This window comes from Nocardiopsis lambiniae (assembly GCF_031845465.1).
GTDB lineage: Bacteria > Actinomycetota > Actinomycetes > Streptosporangiales > Streptosporangiaceae > Nocardiopsis > Nocardiopsis lambiniae.
This window is the reverse complement of record NZ_JAVREP010000005.1, coordinates 239,761-257,059: the sequence shown is the minus strand read 5'-3', so window position 1 is coordinate 257,059 and position 17,299 is coordinate 239,761. Positions and strand designations below refer to the sequence as shown.

The 17,299-nt window shown below is 69.5% G+C and carries 15 protein-coding genes; 4 read left to right on the top strand and 11 right to left on the bottom strand.

Going from position 1 to position 17,299, the window contains the following annotated elements; translation table 11 throughout:
• Positions 1-104: 104 nt before the first annotated feature.
• Positions 105-566 (bottom strand): hypothetical protein, encoded by a 462-nt coding sequence (locus RM479_RS10370; RefSeq protein ID WP_311511498.1) that lies wholly within the window; start codon positions 564-566, stop codon positions 105-107.
• Between the two features lie 203 nt (positions 567-769).
• On the opposite strand from RM479_RS10370, the gene thiI reads away from it, so the two are divergent.
• The gene (gene thiI / locus RM479_RS10365; protein ID WP_311511497.1) at positions 770-2,050 is read left to right on the top strand and encodes a tRNA uracil 4-sulfurtransferase ThiI; all 1,281 of its coding nucleotides are present in this window, start codon (positions 770-772) and stop codon (positions 2,048-2,050) included.
• 469 nt (positions 2,051-2,519) lie between these two features.
• Here the strand turns inward: thiI and aroF are convergent, their stop codons facing one another.
• Positions 2,520-3,566, bottom strand: a complete 1,047-nt coding sequence (aroF, locus tag RM479_RS10360) for a 3-deoxy-7-phosphoheptulonate synthase (protein ID WP_311511496.1) — start codon at positions 3,564-3,566, stop codon at positions 2,520-2,522.
• Positions 3,567-3,905: 339 nt separating this feature from the next.
• On the opposite strand from aroF, the gene RM479_RS10355 reads away from it, so the two are divergent.
• Positions 3,906-4,490, top strand: coding sequence for a molybdopterin-dependent oxidoreductase (locus RM479_RS10355; RefSeq protein ID WP_311511562.1), 585 nt, complete (start codon positions 3,906-3,908; stop codon positions 4,488-4,490).
• A gap of 9 nt (positions 4,491-4,499) precedes the next feature.
• Here RM479_RS10355 and macS read toward each other — a convergent pair whose 3' ends face one another.
• The 3 genes from macS to RM479_RS10340 are packed head-to-tail and all read right to left on the bottom strand — an operon-like array spanning position 4,500 to position 7,369.
• Positions 4,500-5,624 carry a MacS family sensor histidine kinase gene (gene macS, locus RM479_RS10350; RefSeq protein ID WP_397221853.1) on the bottom strand — a complete coding sequence of 375 codons (1,125 nt, stop codon included), beginning with the start codon at positions 5,622-5,624 and terminating at the stop codon, positions 4,500-4,502.
• A gap of 57 nt (positions 5,625-5,681) precedes the next feature.
• Entirely contained in the window at positions 5,682-6,569 is an 888-nt protein-coding gene (locus tag RM479_RS10345; RefSeq protein WP_311511495.1) for an ICP22 family protein, read from the bottom strand.
• Positions 6,566-7,369, bottom strand: coding sequence for an alpha/beta hydrolase (locus RM479_RS10340; protein ID WP_311511494.1), 804 nt, complete (start codon positions 7,367-7,369; stop codon positions 6,566-6,568). The genes RM479_RS10345 and RM479_RS10340 overlap by 4 nt, the downstream gene beginning before the upstream one ends.
• 248 nt (positions 7,370-7,617) lie before the next feature.
• Between RM479_RS10340 and RM479_RS10335 the strand changes: the two genes are divergently transcribed.
• Entirely contained in the window at positions 7,618-8,430 is an 813-nt protein-coding gene (locus tag RM479_RS10335) for a lysophospholipid acyltransferase family protein (RefSeq protein WP_274812017.1), read from the top strand.
• A 50-nt stretch (positions 8,431-8,480) separates the two neighbouring features.
• Here RM479_RS10335 and RM479_RS10330 read toward each other — a convergent pair whose 3' ends face one another.
• Positions 8,481-9,428: an ROK family glucokinase gene (locus tag RM479_RS10330; protein ID WP_311511493.1), complete on the bottom strand. Its 948-nt coding sequence runs from the start codon at positions 9,426-9,428 to the stop codon at positions 8,481-8,483.
• Between the two features lie 129 nt (positions 9,429-9,557).
• A complete protein-coding gene (locus tag RM479_RS10325; protein ID WP_311511492.1) occupies positions 9,558-9,953 on the bottom strand; it encodes a hypothetical protein in 396 nt (131 codons plus the stop codon).
• Between the two features lie 321 nt (positions 9,954-10,274).
• Here RM479_RS10325 and RM479_RS10320 point away from each other — a divergent pair, with 321 nt between their 5' ends.
• Complete coding sequence (locus RM479_RS10320) at positions 10,275-12,068, top strand: AMP-dependent synthetase/ligase (RefSeq protein ID WP_311511491.1); 1,794 nt, start codon at positions 10,275-10,277, stop codon at positions 12,066-12,068.
• Positions 12,069-12,652: 584 nt separating this feature from the next.
• Here RM479_RS10320 and qcrB read toward each other — a convergent pair.
• From qcrB to ctaE, 4 genes are read right to left on the bottom strand one after another with little or no spacing between them, the layout of a single operon-like run.
• Positions 12,653-14,305 carry a cytochrome bc1 complex cytochrome b subunit gene (gene qcrB / locus RM479_RS10315; protein WP_311511490.1) on the bottom strand — a complete coding sequence of 551 codons (1,653 nt, stop codon included), beginning with the start codon at positions 14,303-14,305 and terminating at the stop codon, positions 12,653-12,655.
• 3 nt (positions 14,306-14,308) lie between these two features.
• Complete coding sequence (qcrA, locus tag RM479_RS10310) at positions 14,309-15,427, bottom strand: cytochrome bc1 complex Rieske iron-sulfur subunit (protein WP_311511489.1); 1,119 nt, start codon at positions 15,425-15,427, stop codon at positions 14,309-14,311.
• Positions 15,420-16,403, bottom strand: a complete 984-nt coding sequence (locus RM479_RS10305; RefSeq protein ID WP_449589942.1) for a cytochrome c — start codon at positions 16,401-16,403, stop codon at positions 15,420-15,422. Before RM479_RS10305 ends, qcrA begins: the two co-directional genes overlap by 8 nt.
• Positions 16,404-16,420: 17 nt before the next feature.
• Entirely contained in the window at positions 16,421-17,047 is a 627-nt protein-coding gene (ctaE, locus tag RM479_RS10300; RefSeq protein WP_446725082.1) for an aa3-type cytochrome oxidase subunit III, read from the bottom strand.
• Between the last annotated feature and the right edge of the window lie 252 nt (positions 17,048-17,299).

The window sequence follows — 17,299 nt, the reverse complement described above, 5'->3', positions numbered from 1 at the left end:
GAGGGCGACGGGCGGAAGGAACACGCTCCCCCGTATCGGGCGTCGGGCCACGGCCGCCCGTGGATCGTCCCCTTCCCGTGCGCGGGGAGGGGACGATCGTCTTCTCACAGCAGGACCGGCTCCGCGATCCGGACGCGGCACGGGCACTCCGACGGATCGCCCGCGTCCGTCGTGTGCGGTCCCACACCCCGGGCCACCCCGCGCACCCGATGTATCTCACGGACGGTGACCGTTCTGGGGACGAACACCTCCCACCCGTGCGGGTCCGGCAGCGCCCGCACGATCCGGACCGCCTCCCGCGCCGTGACCCACCGGGGTCGGGTCGCGTGGTGTCCGACGGTCACCGGCTGCGCGTCGTCGAGCCGGATGTGCACCGCGACGAAGCGGCGGTGGTCGCCGTCATGTGCGAGTTCTCGCAGCCACTGGTGGGTGAGCGTGTAGCAGGGCAGCAGGGGGAAGCAGTACACGCCGCGTTCCCCGCCGTGACCGCGGCCGGCCGCGCGGACCCCCGAGCGGCGCAGCCGCACGGTGTTCGCGGCGGGGGTGAGGTGGACGAACAAGGCCATGCCGTGATCCTAGGTTTCCCCTCACGGATACGCACGGTGTCCACACGGCCGCGCCCTCTTCCGTCCGGGCCGAAATTGGATGGAGCGGTGGGGAGGATGTTCGATACTGGAAGAAGTACGGCGATGGGCGATCCCGGTTTCCCGCCACCGCCGGTCCATGACGAGCAACCGGGCATCAATGCGTTCCAACCGGAGGTAGCACCATGTCCGCGTCGCTTGAGTCCGCGCCGTCCCCCGTGACCGGCGTCGGAGACGGACTGGGCGAACTCTGCGTGCTCATGAAGCTCGGCGAGATCGTCCTCAAGGGTTCCAACCGCAGGCTGTTCGAGCGCCGTCTGCACAACAACATCCGCTCCTCGGTGCGCGACCTGGGCGAGGTCCGCCTCTCCCAGCGCGGGGCCGGCGTCATCATCGTGCGCAAGCCGGAGGCCTCCGACATCGAGGTCGCCGAGATCGCCGACCGCATGGCCAACGTCATGGGCGTCGTGTGGGTGCACCTGGTGCGCCGGGTGCCCAAGGACCTGACCGCCATCACCGACGTGGCCGTGCGCTCCCTGGAAGGACGCCAGGGGAGCTTCGCGGTGCGCGCCCGCCGCCGGGACAAGCGGTTCGAGGTGACCTCCTCGGAGCTGGCCGGGTACCTCGGCTCCAAGATCATCGAGGCGCACGGCCTCCCGGTGAACCTCAAGCGCCCCGACAACACCCTGTTCGTCGAGGTGGACAAGGACGAGGCGTTCGTGTTCACCGACGGCGTCCCCGGCCAGGGCGGACTGCCCGCCGGGATGAGCGGTCGCGGTCTGGTGCTGATGTCGGGCGGCATCGACTCGCCGGTGGCCGCCCACCGGATGATCCGGCGCGGTCTGAAGGTGGACTTCCTGCACTTCTCCGGGATGCCGTTCACCGGCCCGGAGTCGATCTACAAGGCCTACAGCCTGGTCCGTCAGCTCGACCGCTACCAGGTGGGGTCCCGGCTGTTCGTGATCCCCTTCGGCAAGGCCCAGCAGCAGCTGAAGAGCTCGGGGATCGAGCGGTTGCAGATCGTCGCCCAGCGACGGCTCATGCTCAAGACCGCCGAGGTCCTCGCCGACGACCTGAAGGCCGAGTGTCTCGTCACCGGTGACGCCCTGGGACAGGTCTCCAGCCAGACCATGACCAACCTGACGGCGCTGGACGACGCGGTGGACCTGCCGATCCTGCGTCCGCTCATCGGCATGGACAAGACCGAGATCATGGACCAGGCCCGCAAGATCGGGACCCTGGCCATCTCGGAGCTGCCCGACGAGGACTGCTGCACCATGCTGACCCCGCGTCAGGTCGAGACCGCGGCGAAGATCCCCGATCTGCGTCAGATCGAGAAGCGGCTGGACGCCGAGGAGCTCGCCGAGTACCTGGTGACCACGGCCCAGGTGCACAAGCCCAGCTTCCTGGGCGAGGCCGCCCCCGCCCGTCTGGAGACGGCCAAGGCCGCCGCCGTACGGGTCTGAGTCCGGTCCCTTCGGGCGTCCGCGCCGCGCTCCGGCGGGGCGGGGGCGCCCGGAGGACGGGAGTCCTCGGCCGACGTCCCCCTTCCTCGGAGAGGTCCGCTCCGTCGGCGTCCGGAACCCCGTGGGCGTCACCGCCCCGCACGGCGGGGCCCGCGCGGTCGGGTTCTTCCGGTGGTCGCGACACCCTGGTTTTCAGGAGGTCGCGACCACCGTGTCGTTTCCGGAGGATCGTGAAGCACGCGAAGCGCGGTTCCCGAGGTCACCGGGTGCGCTCCGTGGCCGCCGCCCGCCTCGATCGGTGTCGGGTCGCGTTCACCGCACGGCCGCGGCGCAAGCAGGGGCCGGGGGCGTCCTCCCCCCGACCGATGGGCGGTCGGCGCGAGAGGACGCCGTCGGTGGACCCGCCCGCGGTGCACGGACGGCTCCGCAAGGGCCTCGGACGGCGGGGTCGAACGCCCCGGAACAGGCCCTACAGACCGGCCAGCTCGTGGCCGGGTGCGGGGGTGAGAGCACGGCCGGTCAGGGCGGCCAGGGTCTCCGCCAGGTCCCGCAGCTCGGCGAGGTCCTCCTGGAGCAGGGCCTGCGGGCCGTCGCACAGGGCGGTCTCGGGGCTCGGGTGGACGTCGACGATGACACCGTCGGCGCCGACCGCGATGGCGGCCCGGGACAGCGGCAGCACCAGGGAGCGCTTACCGCCGGAGTGGGACGGGTCCACGATGACCGGCAGGTGGGACAGGCTCTGGGCGACCGGCACGGCACTGATGTCCAGGGTGTTGCGCGTGGCCTTCTCGAAGGTGCGGATGCCGCGCTCGCACAGGACGATGTCGAGGTTGCCCTGCTGGGCGATGTACTCGGCGGCCATCAACCACTCCTCGATGGTGGCGCTCATGCCGCGCTTGAGCAGCACCGGCTTGCCGGCCGCGCCCGCCGCCTGGAGCAGGGCGAAGTTCTGCATGTTGCGGGTGCCGATCTGGAGCATGTCGGCGTAGGAGGCGACCAGTTCGACGTCGGCGGCGTCGACGACCTCGGTGACGATCGGCAGCCCGGTCTCCTCGCGCACGTCGGCGAGGATCTTGAGGCCGGCCTCGCCCAGTCCCTGGAAGGCGTAGGGGGAGGTGCGGGGCTTGTAGGCGCCTCCGCGCAGCAGGGACGCGCCGGCGGCGAGCGCCATCCGGGCCGCCTCCAGGGTCTGCTCGGGGGTCTCCACGGCGCACGGGCCGGCGATGACCGTGACGTGGTCGCCGCCGATCGGCACACCGCGGACACCGACGACGGTGCGGCTGTCGTGGTTCTCCCGGCTGACCAGCTTGTAGGGGGCGGAGATGCGCAGTACGTCGGCGACGCCGGGTTTGGCGGCCAGGCCCAGATCACGGAACCGCTCGACGTCCCCGACGAGGCCGATGATGGTGCGGCTGACGCCTCGGGTGACGTAGGCCTCGCCGCCCGCGGAGGTGACCAGTTCGACGATGGAGTCGATGTCGTGGGAAGTGGCGTCCGGTGCCATCACGATGACCATGTGGGTGTCCCTGCTGTCGTTGGGTGTGGTGCGGGAGAGCCGTGACGCCGGTGCGGTCCGGAACGCGAAGAGCCCCGGGCCGTTACCGGCCCGGGGCTCGAATCGTCTGTGTCAGCGCAGCGCTTTACAGGCGACCGGGGTATCGGGCCGGTAGCCATAAAAACGCCAGAAGTTCCGCTGCATGGCTGTGACTATAGCGCACGGTCGCGCTCCCGTCGCACGGGTGGGGCGAGTGACCTACCTCTCGTTGACGCCTGGCAGGATGGCCGGTGGACGAGACGAACGGGGGATTGCGTGTCCGAGGCAACGGAAGGTCGGGATGGCGACGATCCCCGGCGACTGCCGCCCGGCCAGGCCGTACGAACACGGCACCGGCCCCTGTACTACGGGCCGGTGCCCGCCTTTCGACCGGGGAGATGGGACTTCCGGGTCATGGGGGCGACCGAGGACCTGGGGTCGTACCGATGGACGTGGGAGGAGTTCGCCGACCTGTCCCGCACCGACACCGTGAGCGACTTCCACTGCGTGATGCGGTTCAGCGTGCCCGACGTGGTCTGGAGCGGGGTGCGCGCCGTGGACCTGGTGGCGGCGGCGCCGCCCGACCCCGAGGTCACGCACGTGATGGCGTGGGGCGAGTACGGCTACAGCGCCAATCTGCGCCTGGACGACTTCCTCGCGGAGGACGTCGTGCTGGCGACCCACCGGGGCGGGGTCCCGCTGGCCCCGGAGAACGGTCACCCGCTGCGGCTGGTGGTGCCGCACCTGTACGGCTGGAAGAGCGTGAAGTGGTTGCGGGCCGTGGAGTACATGACCGCCGACCGGCGGGGCTTCTGGGAGGAACGCGGCTACCACAACCGGGCCGAGGCCTGGCGTGAACAGCGCTTCTCCCATCAGGAGGAGCCGGGGCAGGGACCACCGTTGTGAGCGGCCGGCTCACGGCCCGCGGGGCAGGCGCATCTCCACCTCGGTGCCCTGGCCCGGCACGGAGAGGATCTCGGCGGTGCCCCCCAGATCGCGCAGCCGGCCCCGGATCGACTGGGCCACGCCCAGGCGGCCCTCCCCTCCGGCCCGTTCCAGCCGCCCCTCGGGAATGCCGGGACCCTCGTCGCGCACCGTCACGGTGACGGTGTCGTCCTCGTCCTCCACCAGGATCCAGGCGCGGGTCCCGGTGGGGCAGTGTCGTTCCACGTTGGCCAGGGCCGCCTCGATCGCCGCGACGAACTCGGTGACGGCGCTCTGCGGCAACGGCACCGGGGTGGCGGGCGCGGACACCGACACGAGCACCGACTCCAGCCGGCGCACCGGGTCGCGCAGATCCACCTCCTCGTCGGAGGCGTCCGCGGGGCCCGGGGGCGAGAGCGGGTGGGGGTGAGGATCTCCGGGGGCGACCGATCCGACGCGGGGCAGGTCCGCGGTGATCAGCGCGCGCAACCGGACCTCCTGTTCACCGGCCATGCGGCCGATCTCGGCGGCCTCTCCCCCGGCCTCGGCACCGCGCCTGCTCACCATGGACAGCACCTGGAGCACCGAGTCGTGGATGGACCGGGCCAGCTGTTCGCGTTCGCGCAGACGCGCCTCCAGGGCCACCGCGCGGGCGAACCGCTGCTCCGCCTGCGCGGCCACCCGCGCCATGTACGCCACCGCCAGCCCGGCCAGCAGGAGCAGGACCACGCCCCGGGCGGTGGCGGGGGTGATCCGGGCGTCCATGATGACGCGCAGCGTCAGATCGGCGATCCCGTACAGCACGGCGACCGTGGCGGCGCCGCGACGCCCCCAGACCACCCCCGCGGCCAGGGCCGCGCCGGCGAACCAGTACCCGCTCAGCGGCGGGGCCTGGGTCAGGTAGAAGGGGACGGCGGCCGGAGCGGTGGCGAACAGGCAGGAGAAGGCCACCGCCAGGTCCGCGCAGACCAGCCGCCGGGTGCGCAGCTCGGGGCGAGCGTAGGCGGAGGCCGTGATCACCGTCCACGCGGCCATCACGACCAGGACCGTCCAGGCCAGCCAGGTGCGGGACAGGTGCTCGTGGTGCTGGACGAGCAGCAGCAGCGCGTAGACCAGGGCCGCGGCGCGGAAGAGGGAGATGCCGCGCCACAGGGGGATGTCGAAGCCCAGGGGTCAGACCACCGCCCCGTTGTCGGGACCGCCGTCGCCGGGCGGTCTGCTGTCGGTCATGCGCAGGATGAGCACGACGAAACCGACCAGGAACGCCACGACCGCCATGAACATCGCCCAGTTGGGCAGGGTCAGGCCCAGGAAGGCGGCGCCGAACACCAGGGCGGGGCCGCCCAGGAGACCGAACCAGGCCGCGATGCCGAGCCGGTCGCCCTGGAGCAGCGGAGGCGGGGGCGGGGGCTCGTAGTGGCCCTCCAGCTCGTCCTCGGCACGCCGCAGGGCCTCCTCGTCGTCGTCCTCGTCGGCGGGGTCTCCGGCGAGGATGTCGCCGAACGGGGAGGCCTCCTCCCGGTCCGGGGGCGAGGACGGCCCGGCGTTCTCGGCGTCGGGCCACAGGGCGCCGCGCGCGGGCGGGCCGTCGTCGTCGTAGAAACGGGCGACGAGGTCGTTCCACACGTCGTCCTCGTCGGCACCGGGGGCCGAGGGCGCGTCGGGGTCGACGTTCTCGGGTGGCCCGTCCAGCAGGTCGCCGCCGATGACCGACTCCGGGGGCTCCCCTGCGGGGTCGGCGGACTCCTCCTCGCCCTCCGCTCGGGGTTCGCGCCTGCCCTCCGATTCCGGCGCGGCGCGCACCCCCAGGTCGGGCAGCTCGGCGCCGAGGACGTGTTCGGCGGCGATCCGTTCCTCGGCGTCGACGTACAGGTGGTCGGTCGGCGGGTCCTCGATGTCACCGCCCGGCGGCTCCAGCACGTCCTCGGCCAGTGGCACCGCGTAGGCCGCGATGCCGCTGCGCCGCAACGCCTCCAGCATCAGGTCGGCGTGCGAGGGCGCGAGCAGGATCAGGGGCACGTAGGTATCGGCGAGCAGGCCGTTACCCCGACGTTGTGTCATCGGTCGGCTCCTTCCCCGCTTCTGGCGTGGGCCCGCACGAAGGCGAGGCTTCCGTCGAAGATGTCGGCGGCGTCATGGTCGAGGGTCGCCACGTGGTAGCTGTCGTGGAGCAGATGGATCGTCAGCCGGGTGTTGACCGCTCTCTTAGCGAGCATACGCAGACTGCGGGGTCCGACGACGTGGTCCTGGGGGCTTCGGTAGGCCAGAATCGGCGCACGCAAACCGGACATGCCCTCCTGAACCGCGCGCCACAGCTTCGGGAGTGTCGCCGCGGCCGCGGTCGGCACCCGGTCGTATCCTCCCTCGCCTCGACCGACGTCGTCCTTGGCGATGTCGCTCTCCACACCGGGGGTGAAGGGCAGGAGACGGGCGGCCAGGCCGCGGAACGGCGCGATGATCGGCAGTCGCGGGTCCTCGATCGCCAGCGAGGGGTTGACCAGGACGGCGCCCCGGACCAGGTCGGGGTGTTCCTGGGCCAGCCTCAGGGAGAGAGCGCCGCCCATGGACAGGCCCATGACGAAGACCTCGGAGCAGCGCGAGGACAGGTCCAGCAACGCCCGCTCGACCTCGGCGTACCAGTCGTCGCTGGTGGTGAGCGCCATGTCGGTCCAGACGGTGCCGTGCCCGGGCAGCAGGGGCAGCTCGACGCTGAGGCCCGCGGCGACCAGGTGATCGGCCCAGGGGCGCATGGAGCGCGGGGAACCGGTGAATCCGTGGCACAGGAGGACGCCGACATCGGATCCCCGGTGGCTGAAGGGTTCCGCACCGGGGATCAGAACGGTATCGTCGGTCGGTCTCACGGAACTGCCCCCAGGGAATGCGTACGGCGCCGCGGCGGTCACCCCGGCTTCACAGGCGTGAGGCTAACCGTTCGGCGGACCGTTTGTCATGGGTGGCCCCCATGTTCCGTTCTCGTACCGGAAGAGGGGTGTCGCGCATCACGTGCCGTGGACTGAGTATCCTCGTCGCAGTGCTGGCCGAGCGGGACAGTGAGACGCGGCAGACCCTGCCCGGAGGCTCCCCGCGTGTGCAGGGGTGATCCGAAGAGATGTTCTATTGGGTGGTCAAGGCGATTCTGGGGCCGATCCTGGCCGTGCTGTGGCAACCCCGCGCCGAGGGTGTGGAGAATGTGCCGCGCCGTGGCCCGGCCCTCATGGTGGGCAACCACCTGTCCTTCTCCGACCACTTCTTCGGCCCGCTTCCGCTGCCGCGCAGGATCACGTTCCTGGCCAAGTCGGAGTACTTCACCGGGACCGGCGTCAAGGGCCTGGCCAGCAGGGCCTTCTTCTCCGGCGTGGGACAGATCCCCATCGACCGCTCCGGGGGCAAGGCCAGTGAGGCTGCGCTGCGCACCGGACTGAAGGTGCTCAAGCGCGGCGAACTGCTCGGCATCTACCCCGAGGGCACGCGGTCCCCCGACGGCAAGCTGTACCGGGGGCGCACCGGGGTGGCCCGGATCGCGCTGGAGGCGCGGGTACCGGTCGTGCCGATGGCGATGATCAACGCGGACAAGATCATGCCGCCGGGGCGGACCGTGCCCAAGTTGGGCATCCGGCCCCAGGTGAAGTTCGGCAAGGCCCTGGACTTCTCCCGCTACTACGGCATGGAGAAGGACCAGCGGGTCCTGCGCGCGGTCACCGACGAGATCATGTACGCGCTCATGGAGCTGTCCGGTCAGGAGTACGTGGACCGGTACGCCCAGGCGGTCAAGGCGGAGCTCGAAGAGGAGGCGCGCGAGGCGCGCAAGGAGCAGAACGCCGACGACAAGGAGCGCCGTCGCGCGGAGCGGACGCGCCGCAAGGAGGAGCGTCGGGCCGGCCGTGCGGAGAAGAAGGCCGCGAGGAGGCAGGCCTCCGAGTAAGGACGTGCGAACGGCCTCGGTGCGCGGAGCACCGAGGCCGTTCGCGTACGTCAGTGACGGGCCAGGTCCCCGGCGCCGACGATGCCGGCCTCACCGCCGAGCTCGGCCAGGCGGATCTCGGCCAACCGGCGACCGGGGCGACCCGAGACGTTGCGGGCGAAGGCGTCGCGGACCGGCTCCAGCAGGATCGCACCGGCGTCGGAGACACCGCCGCCGAGGACGAAGCACTCCGGGTCCAGGATCGCGGCCAGGTCGGCCAGGCCGGCCCCGGCCCATTCCCCGATGGTGCGGAAGCACGTCAGGGCGCCCTCGTCACCGTCCATCGCGGCCTGGGTGATGATGTGGCCCTCGATCTGCTCGACGACGCCGCCGGCGAGCTTGAGCATCCGCTCGGCCGCCACCGGGTCGGTACGGGCCAGGTCCTGGCCCGCGGCCACCAGGGCGCGACCGCTGGCGTACTGCTCCCAGCAGCCGTGGTTGCCGCAGGCGCAACGACGGCCGTGGGGCACCACGCGGTAGTGGCCGACCTCGGCCGCGACGCCGAAGCGGCCCCGGTGCAGTCGGCCGCCGATGACCAGGCCGCCGCCGATACCGGTGCCGAGGGTGACGCAGACGATGTGATCGCTGCCCCGCCCGGCGCCGAAGCGGGCCTCGGCCCACGCCGCGGCGTTGGCGTCGTTCTCGATGACGACGGGCAGACCCACCCGTTGCTGGACCCGCTCCTTGAGGGGGTCGTCGCGCAGGCCCAGGTTGACGGCGATCTGTACGGTGGCCCGGTCCTCGTCCACGAACCCGGCGACGCCCACGCCGACGGCCTGCACCACGTCGCCGTGCCGACGGCCGCGCAGCTCCTCGACGGCCTTGGCGACGACGTCGGCCAGTCCGCGGGGGTCGTTGGCGGGGGTGGGGTACTTGACCCGGTCCAGGATTCGCCCGTTGTGGTCGACCACCCCGGCGGCGACCTTGGTCCCGCCGATGTCCACTCCGATGGTCAGCATGAGGGGCGACTCCTTCTCACTTACGCCCGAACTCTGACATAAGTAGCCAGGCCCATGGCATGGGTCTTTTCAAATGGTGTAAACCATTCGATTAAACCAGGCTCGGGACGCCCTGGACACCCCACCTGACTAACCCGAGGTGACCTGGCGTTCTCCGCCTTCGGAGCGCCAGGGGGCACGGGTGTCGGGCGCGTGCTCGGAGGCCGGTCGCTCAAGGGATCGTTCGACGACCCCCCAGGTGCGTCCCAGCGCGTCGACGACGCCCAGCCCGGCCCGGCCGAGGTGCCCGGCGATCTCCGGAGCCGAGGTGCGGACGATGTCGAAGACCTCCTCCAGGACCGGACGCGGCTCGGGGTCCTCCAGCCGGACGGCCTCCTCCCAGACGTCCCCCTTGGCGGGAGGAGAGGTGACCGCGCCCACGCCGCGCTTGACCCCGGCGATCAACAACTTGCGCTGGAGTCCGTCGACCAATCTCAGGGCGTCGTCGATGATGTCATCGGTGCCGCGACCGGTGTTCTCCGCCATCAGGTCCTCCTCTGAACGGGCTGATTCCCGCTTCACGTTAGCCAACGCGGAGCCCGAGGAGACGTCTCCCGGGGAAGGATCAGGGGAGAACCAGGGATGGGCGGGGGAGTGTTGAACGTTGTGAGCAAAGCGGACGAAGTTAACCTGATGTGCACGAAGCACATGTCGGGCGTATAGTTCGCGTCGCCCCAGGTCGGCCGGTCAACTCCGGATCACCGTTGGATACCGAACGGCAACACGTTCTACTCATCAGTAGCCTTGTGTTGTTACCGTCGTCACGTCCCCACACATTCAGTACCCGTACACGTCCAGGAGCATCACGTGCGCGAATACAGCTCTCCCGCTAAGGCTGAGATCTCCGACGACGCGCGGCTGACCGACACGCTCTACGCGCGCGCCGCCAGTGAGCCGAACGCCGTCGCAGCCCGCCGCCAAGAGGCCGGCCAGTGGCGCGACATCACCGTCGCGGAGCTGCACGGCGAGGTCGCCGCGTACGCCAAGGCCTTGATCAACGCAGGCATCGAGCACGGCGACCGCGTCGCCCTGCTGTCGCGCACCCGCTACGAGTGGACCGTGATCGACTACGCGATCTGGTCCATCGGCGCGGTCACCGTCCCGATCTACGAGACCTCCTCCGCCGAGCAGATCGAGTGGATCCTCTCCGACTCCTCCGCCAAGGCGATCTTCGTCGAGAGCGCCGCCCACGCGGAGCGTGTCGAGTCCATCCGTGAGAAGGCCCCGGAACTCAAGGAGATCTGGCGCTTCGAGGGTCCGGAGTTCACCGCGCTCCGCGAGGCCGGCGCCGAGGTCACCGACCTGGAGGAGCGTCGTACCGCCGCCAAGGCCGACGACACCGCCACCCTGATCTACACCTCCGGCACCACCGGGCGCCCCAAGGGTTGCGTGCTGACCCACCGCAACTTCCTGTTCATCGCGCACAGCGCGCTGGAGGGGCCGGCCAAGCAGGTCCTGCGCGGCAAGGAGAACCCCTCCACCCTCCTCTTCCTGCCGCTGGCCCACGTCTTCGCCCGCTTCGTGCAGGTCATGGTCATCGAGGCCAAGGCCACCCTCGGCCACTACCCGTCCACCGGGCCCGACCTCATCGAGCAGTTCTCGGTGTTCAAGCCGACCTTCCTGCTCGCGGTGCCCCGCGTGTTCGAGAAGGTGTACACCAAGGCCGAGCAGAAGGCCACCGCCGCCGGCAAGGGCAAGATCTTCGCCGCGGCGGCCGACACCGCCATCGCCTACAGCCAGGCGCTCGCGACGGGCCGCATCCCCCTCACCCTGAAGCTCAAGCACGCCCTCTTCGGCAAGCTGGTCTACGGCAAGCTCCTCGCGGCGCTGGGCGGCAACGCCGATTACGCCGTCTCCGGCGGTTCCGCGCTGGGCGCCCGTCTGGGCCACTTCTTCCGCGGTATCGGCTTCACCATCATCGAGGGCTACGGCCTCACCGAGAGCACCGCGCCGACCTCGGTGAACAGCCCGGAGTTCAACAAGATCGGCAGCGTGGGCCAGCCGATGCCGGGCACCAGCATCCGCATCGCCGAGGACGGAGAGGTCCTCCTCAAGGGCGACCACATCATGGCGGGCTACTGGAACAACGAGAAGGCCACCAAGGAGGCCTTCACCGAGGACGGCTTCTACCGCAGCGGCGACCTCGGTTCGCTCGACGACGACGGCTTCCTCAGCATCACCGGCCGCAAGAAGGAGATCATCGTCACCGCGGGCGGCAAGAACGTGGCACCGGCCGTGCTCGAAGACCGCATCCGCGCCAACGCCCTGGTGAGCCAGTGCATGGTGGTCGGCGACAACCGCAAGTTCATCGCGGCCCTGATCACGATCGACCCCGAGTCCTTCGAGCAGTGGAAGGACGCCAACAAGAAGACCGGCGGCATCCCCGAGCTGACCGAGGACCCGGACCTGGTCGCGGCGATCCAGGAGGCGGTCGACCACGCCAACCAGGCCGTGTCCAAGGCCGAGGCGATCAAGAAGTTCAAGATCCTGCCCTCGGACTTCACCGAGGAGAGCGGCCAGATGACCGCCTCCCTCAAGGTGAAGCGCCACGTGGTCAACAAGGAGTGGAGCAAGGAGATCGAGGAGATCTACTCGGCCTGATCTCCCCCTCTGACGAGCCGGTCCTCCTTTCCAGGAGGACCGGCTTTTCGGTTCCGCCGAAACCTCCGACATACCGGACTCACCGGTGGTCCCGCCTCTCCCAGGGGCCCGCAGGGAGGGATGGACCCCCCGCCCCGGACGGTCGCCCCCTACCGCTCCCCGAACACGGATCGCGCCCCTGACCGGGCCGAACGATCCGATCTCGGGCGGGGTCCGCCCCACCCGCCACGGGTCACCGCCCCTCGCTGGAGCCGCGGTTCACGACCTCGACCGGCCCCGGTCGCACCCGACGGGGCCCCGGGCGCGCGTAGTGGCCGGTGAGGGCCTCGCCCCGAGGTCGGGCACCCCGAACGGCGCGAAGCCCCGCGGCACGCCCCAGCGCCCTCACGCGGCCCCCGGGCCCCACCGTCGGCGCCCCCGCGGTGGGAACCCGGGTTCCCACCGCGGGACCACGATCCGAGGACACGGCGGAGCGGGCCCGCCCGACCCGGGGAACGGGCCCGACCTTCCGGGAACGACGAAGGGACCCGGCCCTCGGCCGGGTCCCTTCGGGGTGAAACGGTCGCTACCGGATCCACGCCCCTCTAGTGGGAGGAGGCGTGCTCCTTCAGTGCCTCGTCCGAGTGGTGCAGGTGGTGACCGCTGTGCGGCCGCACCCCCTCCACCGACACGTTGTCCTTCGTGTACCACTCGGCCAGGGCCCGACGGAGGCGTCCCTTGGGCTTGCGGCCCTCGGGATTCTCCACGCCCTTGTCGTCCACCTGCTCCTCGGTGAGGGCTGTGGAGGTGATGGTCGGCTTGGACGCCAGCACCTCCGTGGTCTCGTGCGAGTTGCGCTTGTGGACCTCGATGAACTCACCGCTGGGCAGCTGCCGGATGATGCCGCTCTCGTAGCCGTGCTCCAGGGTCTCCCGGTCACGGCGCTGGAGCCCCAGGCAGATGCGCTTGGTGATGATGAAGGCGAGGATCGGACCGACGATGGACAGCACACGGAAGATGTACGTGGTCAGGTACAGGTTGATCGAGAACGTCTCCGAGAGGATGTCGTTCGACCCGGCCAGCCACAGGATCCCGTAGAAGGTGATGCCCGCGACGCCGACACCGGTGCGGACCGGGGCGTTGCGCGGCCGGTCGGCCACGTTGTGCGCCCGCTTGTCGCCGGTGATCCACTGCTCGATGAACGGCCACGCCCCCAGGCCACCGAAGATGATGCCCGGAACGATGAGGCCCGGCACCAGCACACCGATCGGAACGGCGTACCCGAAGATCTGGAAGTCGAGCGTGTTCGGGAAGATCCGCAGCGACCCCTCCATGAAGCCCATGTACCAGTCGGGCTGGAGCCCGGAGGTGATGGACGTCGGGGTGAACGGACCGAACAGGTGGATCGGGTTGATCTGCACGAAAGCGCTCAGGCCCGCGATCACGGCGAACGTGAAGAAGAAGAACCCGCCGGCCTTGACCGCGAAGCCGGGGAACATCGGGGTTCCCACCACGGTCTTGTCCGTTCGACCCGGTCCCGGGTACTGGGTGTGCTTCTGGTGCCACAGGATCATGAAGTGCGCGACGATCAGCCCCAGCAGCAGGGCCGGGATCGCCAACACGTGCAGCATGTACAGGCGCGTGATGATGTCCTCGCCGGGGAACTCCCCGCCGAACAGGAACATCGAGATGTACGTGCCGACCAGCGGCAGCGCGAGCATCACGCCCTGGAGGATGCGGACGCCCATGCCGGAGGGCAGGTCGTCCGGCAGCGAGTAGCCGAAGAGGCCTTCGAGCATCGCCAGGACGAAGATCGAGACACCGATCAGCCAGTTGATCTCGCGCGGCTTGCGGAAGGCGCCGGTGAAGAACACCCGGAGCATGTGCACGACGAGTGCCGCGACGAAGATCAGCGCGGCCCAGTGGTGGATCTGGCGGACCAGGAACCCACCGCGCACCGCGAAGTCGATGTGCAGTGTCGAGGCGTAGGCCTCCGACATCACGACACCGTTGAGACGCTCGTAGGGCCCGTCGTAGACGACCTCCATCATGCTCGGCTTGAACCAGAGCGTGAGGAAGACACCCGTGACGAGCAGGATGATGAACGAGTAGAGCGCGATCTCGCCCAGCATGAACGACCAGTGGTTCGGGAAGACCTTGCGAAGGTTCTTCTCGCCCATCTTGGCCACGTGGAAGCGGTCGTCGATGAAGTTTCCGACGCCGCGTAGCGCCTTGGGAGCCTGCGTGGTCTTGCTCATCGACTAGTCCTTCGCGTAATCCCAGAACGTCGGACCGGGCGGCTCCGTGAAGTCGCCCTTGGCGATGAGGTAACCCTCATCGTCGACGCCGATGGGGAGCTGCGGCAGCGGCCGGTGGGCCGGGCCGAAGACGACCTTGGCGGCGTCCGACGCGTCGAACGTGGACTGGTGGCACGGGCACAGGATGCGGTGCGTCGTGCGCTCGTACAGGGCCGCCGGGCAGCCGACGTGCGTGCAGATCTTGGAGTAGGCGATGATCCCGTTGTGCGTCCAGTTCAGACGCGTACCGGTCTCACCGTCGACCTCGATCTCGTCGTTCATGCTCGGCTGCCAGTCCTCCTCGGGCATCTTGATGAGGAGGATGACGGACTTGGCGGCGTCGTTGAGGCTGATCCCGTGCGGGTAGTGATCGTCGTCGACGGCGGGGAGGGCGGAGATCATCCCGTACGGGTCGTTCTCCAGGTCCTCGGCACGCACGTAGCGGTGCGTGCCCTCCACGTACATACGACGGCCGTCCTCCCACGGCGTGTTCTTGAGCTTGTCGCCGGGCAACGGGCCGGTGTCGCGCAGCAGCACGATCGGGGCCAGGCCCAGCGGCACCATCGCCAGGATCAGGGTGCGGCGCATGAGCGGGCGCTTGGTGAACCCGCTCTCGTCGGCGCCCTGCATGAAGAAGGCGCTGAAGGACCCCTTCTCCTCGTCGTTGGAGGGCAGCTCGTCGTAGGGCGAGGAGACCTCGTAGTGAGGCATGACCTTGCGGGCCCACACGGTCATACCGGCGCCGATACCGAACATGGCGAGGGTGAGCGTGCCACCCAGGAGCATGTTCGAGTACTGGCCGTACTGCGGGTCCGCGATCTGTCCCGGTGTGAAGAGGAAGTAGGAGACCAGGAACCCGATACCGCCCAGGAAGGCGATGATGAACCAGGCGGAGGCGACCTTCTCGCCCCGACGCTGGACCTCTTCGGAGTTGAAGTGGGTCTCGGAGGCCGGGTAGGGGCCGTTGTGGTCGTCCCGGGCCTGCTCGGCCTTGACGGACACCACGGGCTCCTCGGCCGCCGGGGTGCCGACCACGCGCTTCGGCGTGTCGTCCCCGGTGTTATCGATGTTGTTCTCAGTCATGGGCACGCTGCTTCGCGGTGATCCAGATCGCGCAGGCGACGATCAGGGCGAGTCCGACGACCCACCCGATCAGGCCTTCGGCGACCTGGCCGACCCGGTCCAGGTCGAAGATGCCGCCGGCGTTCGGTTCGGCCTGGAGGGTCTTGACGTAGGAGATGAGCTCCTGCTTCTCCTCCGGGTCGATGGCGCCGTCGCTGAACATGGGCATGGCACCGGGGCCGCTGACCATGGCCTCGTAGATCTCACGGGGAGTGGATTCGTGGATCTCGGGGGCCCACCGACCGTCGGTGAGCGCGCCGCCGCCGCCGGACCAACCGTGGCAGTGGGCGCAGTTGGTCAGGTAGAGGCGCATGCCCATATCGGTGTTGTCGGCACCGGCGATGTACTCGTCGTACTCGTCCTGGTACTCCTCAAGCGCCGTCCGGTACTCGGCCTCGGCCTCCTCCAGTGCCGCCTCGTACTCCTCGGAGCCGGCCTCGCCTTCGGCGAAGTCGCTGCGGAGCGGCTTGAAGTCGTCGTAGCCCGGGGCGCCGCCCGGAACGTCGTAGGGGACGTCGGCACCGTTGGTGCCGCTGCGGATCGACTCGTTGTAGTAGGCGATCAGGTTGGCCAGTTCCTGCTCGGTCATGACCATCGGCTTGCGCGGCATCTGCGCGTCCGGGTTCATGGACGGCATACGGCCGGTGCTGACCTGGAAGTCGATCGCCGCGGGACCGACGTCGCGCAGGTCCGGGCCGACCTCGCTGCCCGAACCGTCCAGACCGTGGCACGTGGCGCAGGTCTGGTCGAAGACGGTCTTGCCCTCGGCGACGTCCACGTCCTCGGGGGACGGAGCGTCAGCGGCGAGGGTCTGCGCCTGCGCCTGGTCGGCGGTGGGGGCCAATCCGGCGTACCCCACCCCGAACAGGGCCAACGCGAGGATGACGACGACATACCCCGCAAGGGGATGCCGTCGCCGCGCGGTAATCCATTTCACGGTTTCCCCGTTTCGGGTTACTGGATGAAGTAGATGGTGAAGAACAAAGCGATCCAGACCACGTCGACGAAGTGCCAGTAGTAGGACACGACGATCGCACTGGTCGCCTGCTGGTGAGTGAAGCGCTTCGCTGCGTACGTGCGTCCCAGCATGATGAGGAACGCGATCAGACCACCGATGACGTGGAGTCCGTGGAAGCCCGTGGTCAGATAGAACATCGACCCGTAGGGGCTGGACTGAAGGGTCAGGCCCTCGTGCACGATGAGTTCGTAGTACTCGTACGCCTGGCCCATGACGAAGAACAGGCCCATGAAGAACGAGATGAAGAACCACATGCGCAGCTTCTTGACGTCACCGCGCTCGGCGGCGAACACGCCGGCCTGAGCGGTGAAGCTGGAAGCCACCAGGACCACGGTGATCGTGGACGCCCAGAGCACGTTGAGATGTGCGTCGGGCCAGAGCCCCAGGTCGGGGTTGCCGTTGATCACCGATCGGATGGTGAAGTACATCGCGAACAGCGCAGCGAAGAACATGAGCTCGTTGGCCAACCAAACGATGGTGCCAACGCTCACCAGGTCAGGACGCTTTGCCGCACCATGTGCTGGTGTCGGTGCTGATTTTGGGTTCGCGGTTGCTGTCGCCACGGGAGCATTATTACGGCATCTCGCGAAGGTCCGTACTCGACCCCCCGTAAGGCGGCGGATCAGGGCCTGGATCGGCCGCGCCGGGACCCGGGGGCAGGCCGCGCTTCGTGACTCGGGCGTTACTGTACCGTGCGAAGCCCTCCCGGGTGGTGTCCGACGCGCCCGCGCGTCGCGCGAAGCGCGATCCCGGACGACCGAGGCGATCCGTACCCCTCCTCGGGGCCCTTGAATCCCCTTCGTCCAACGGCGGGG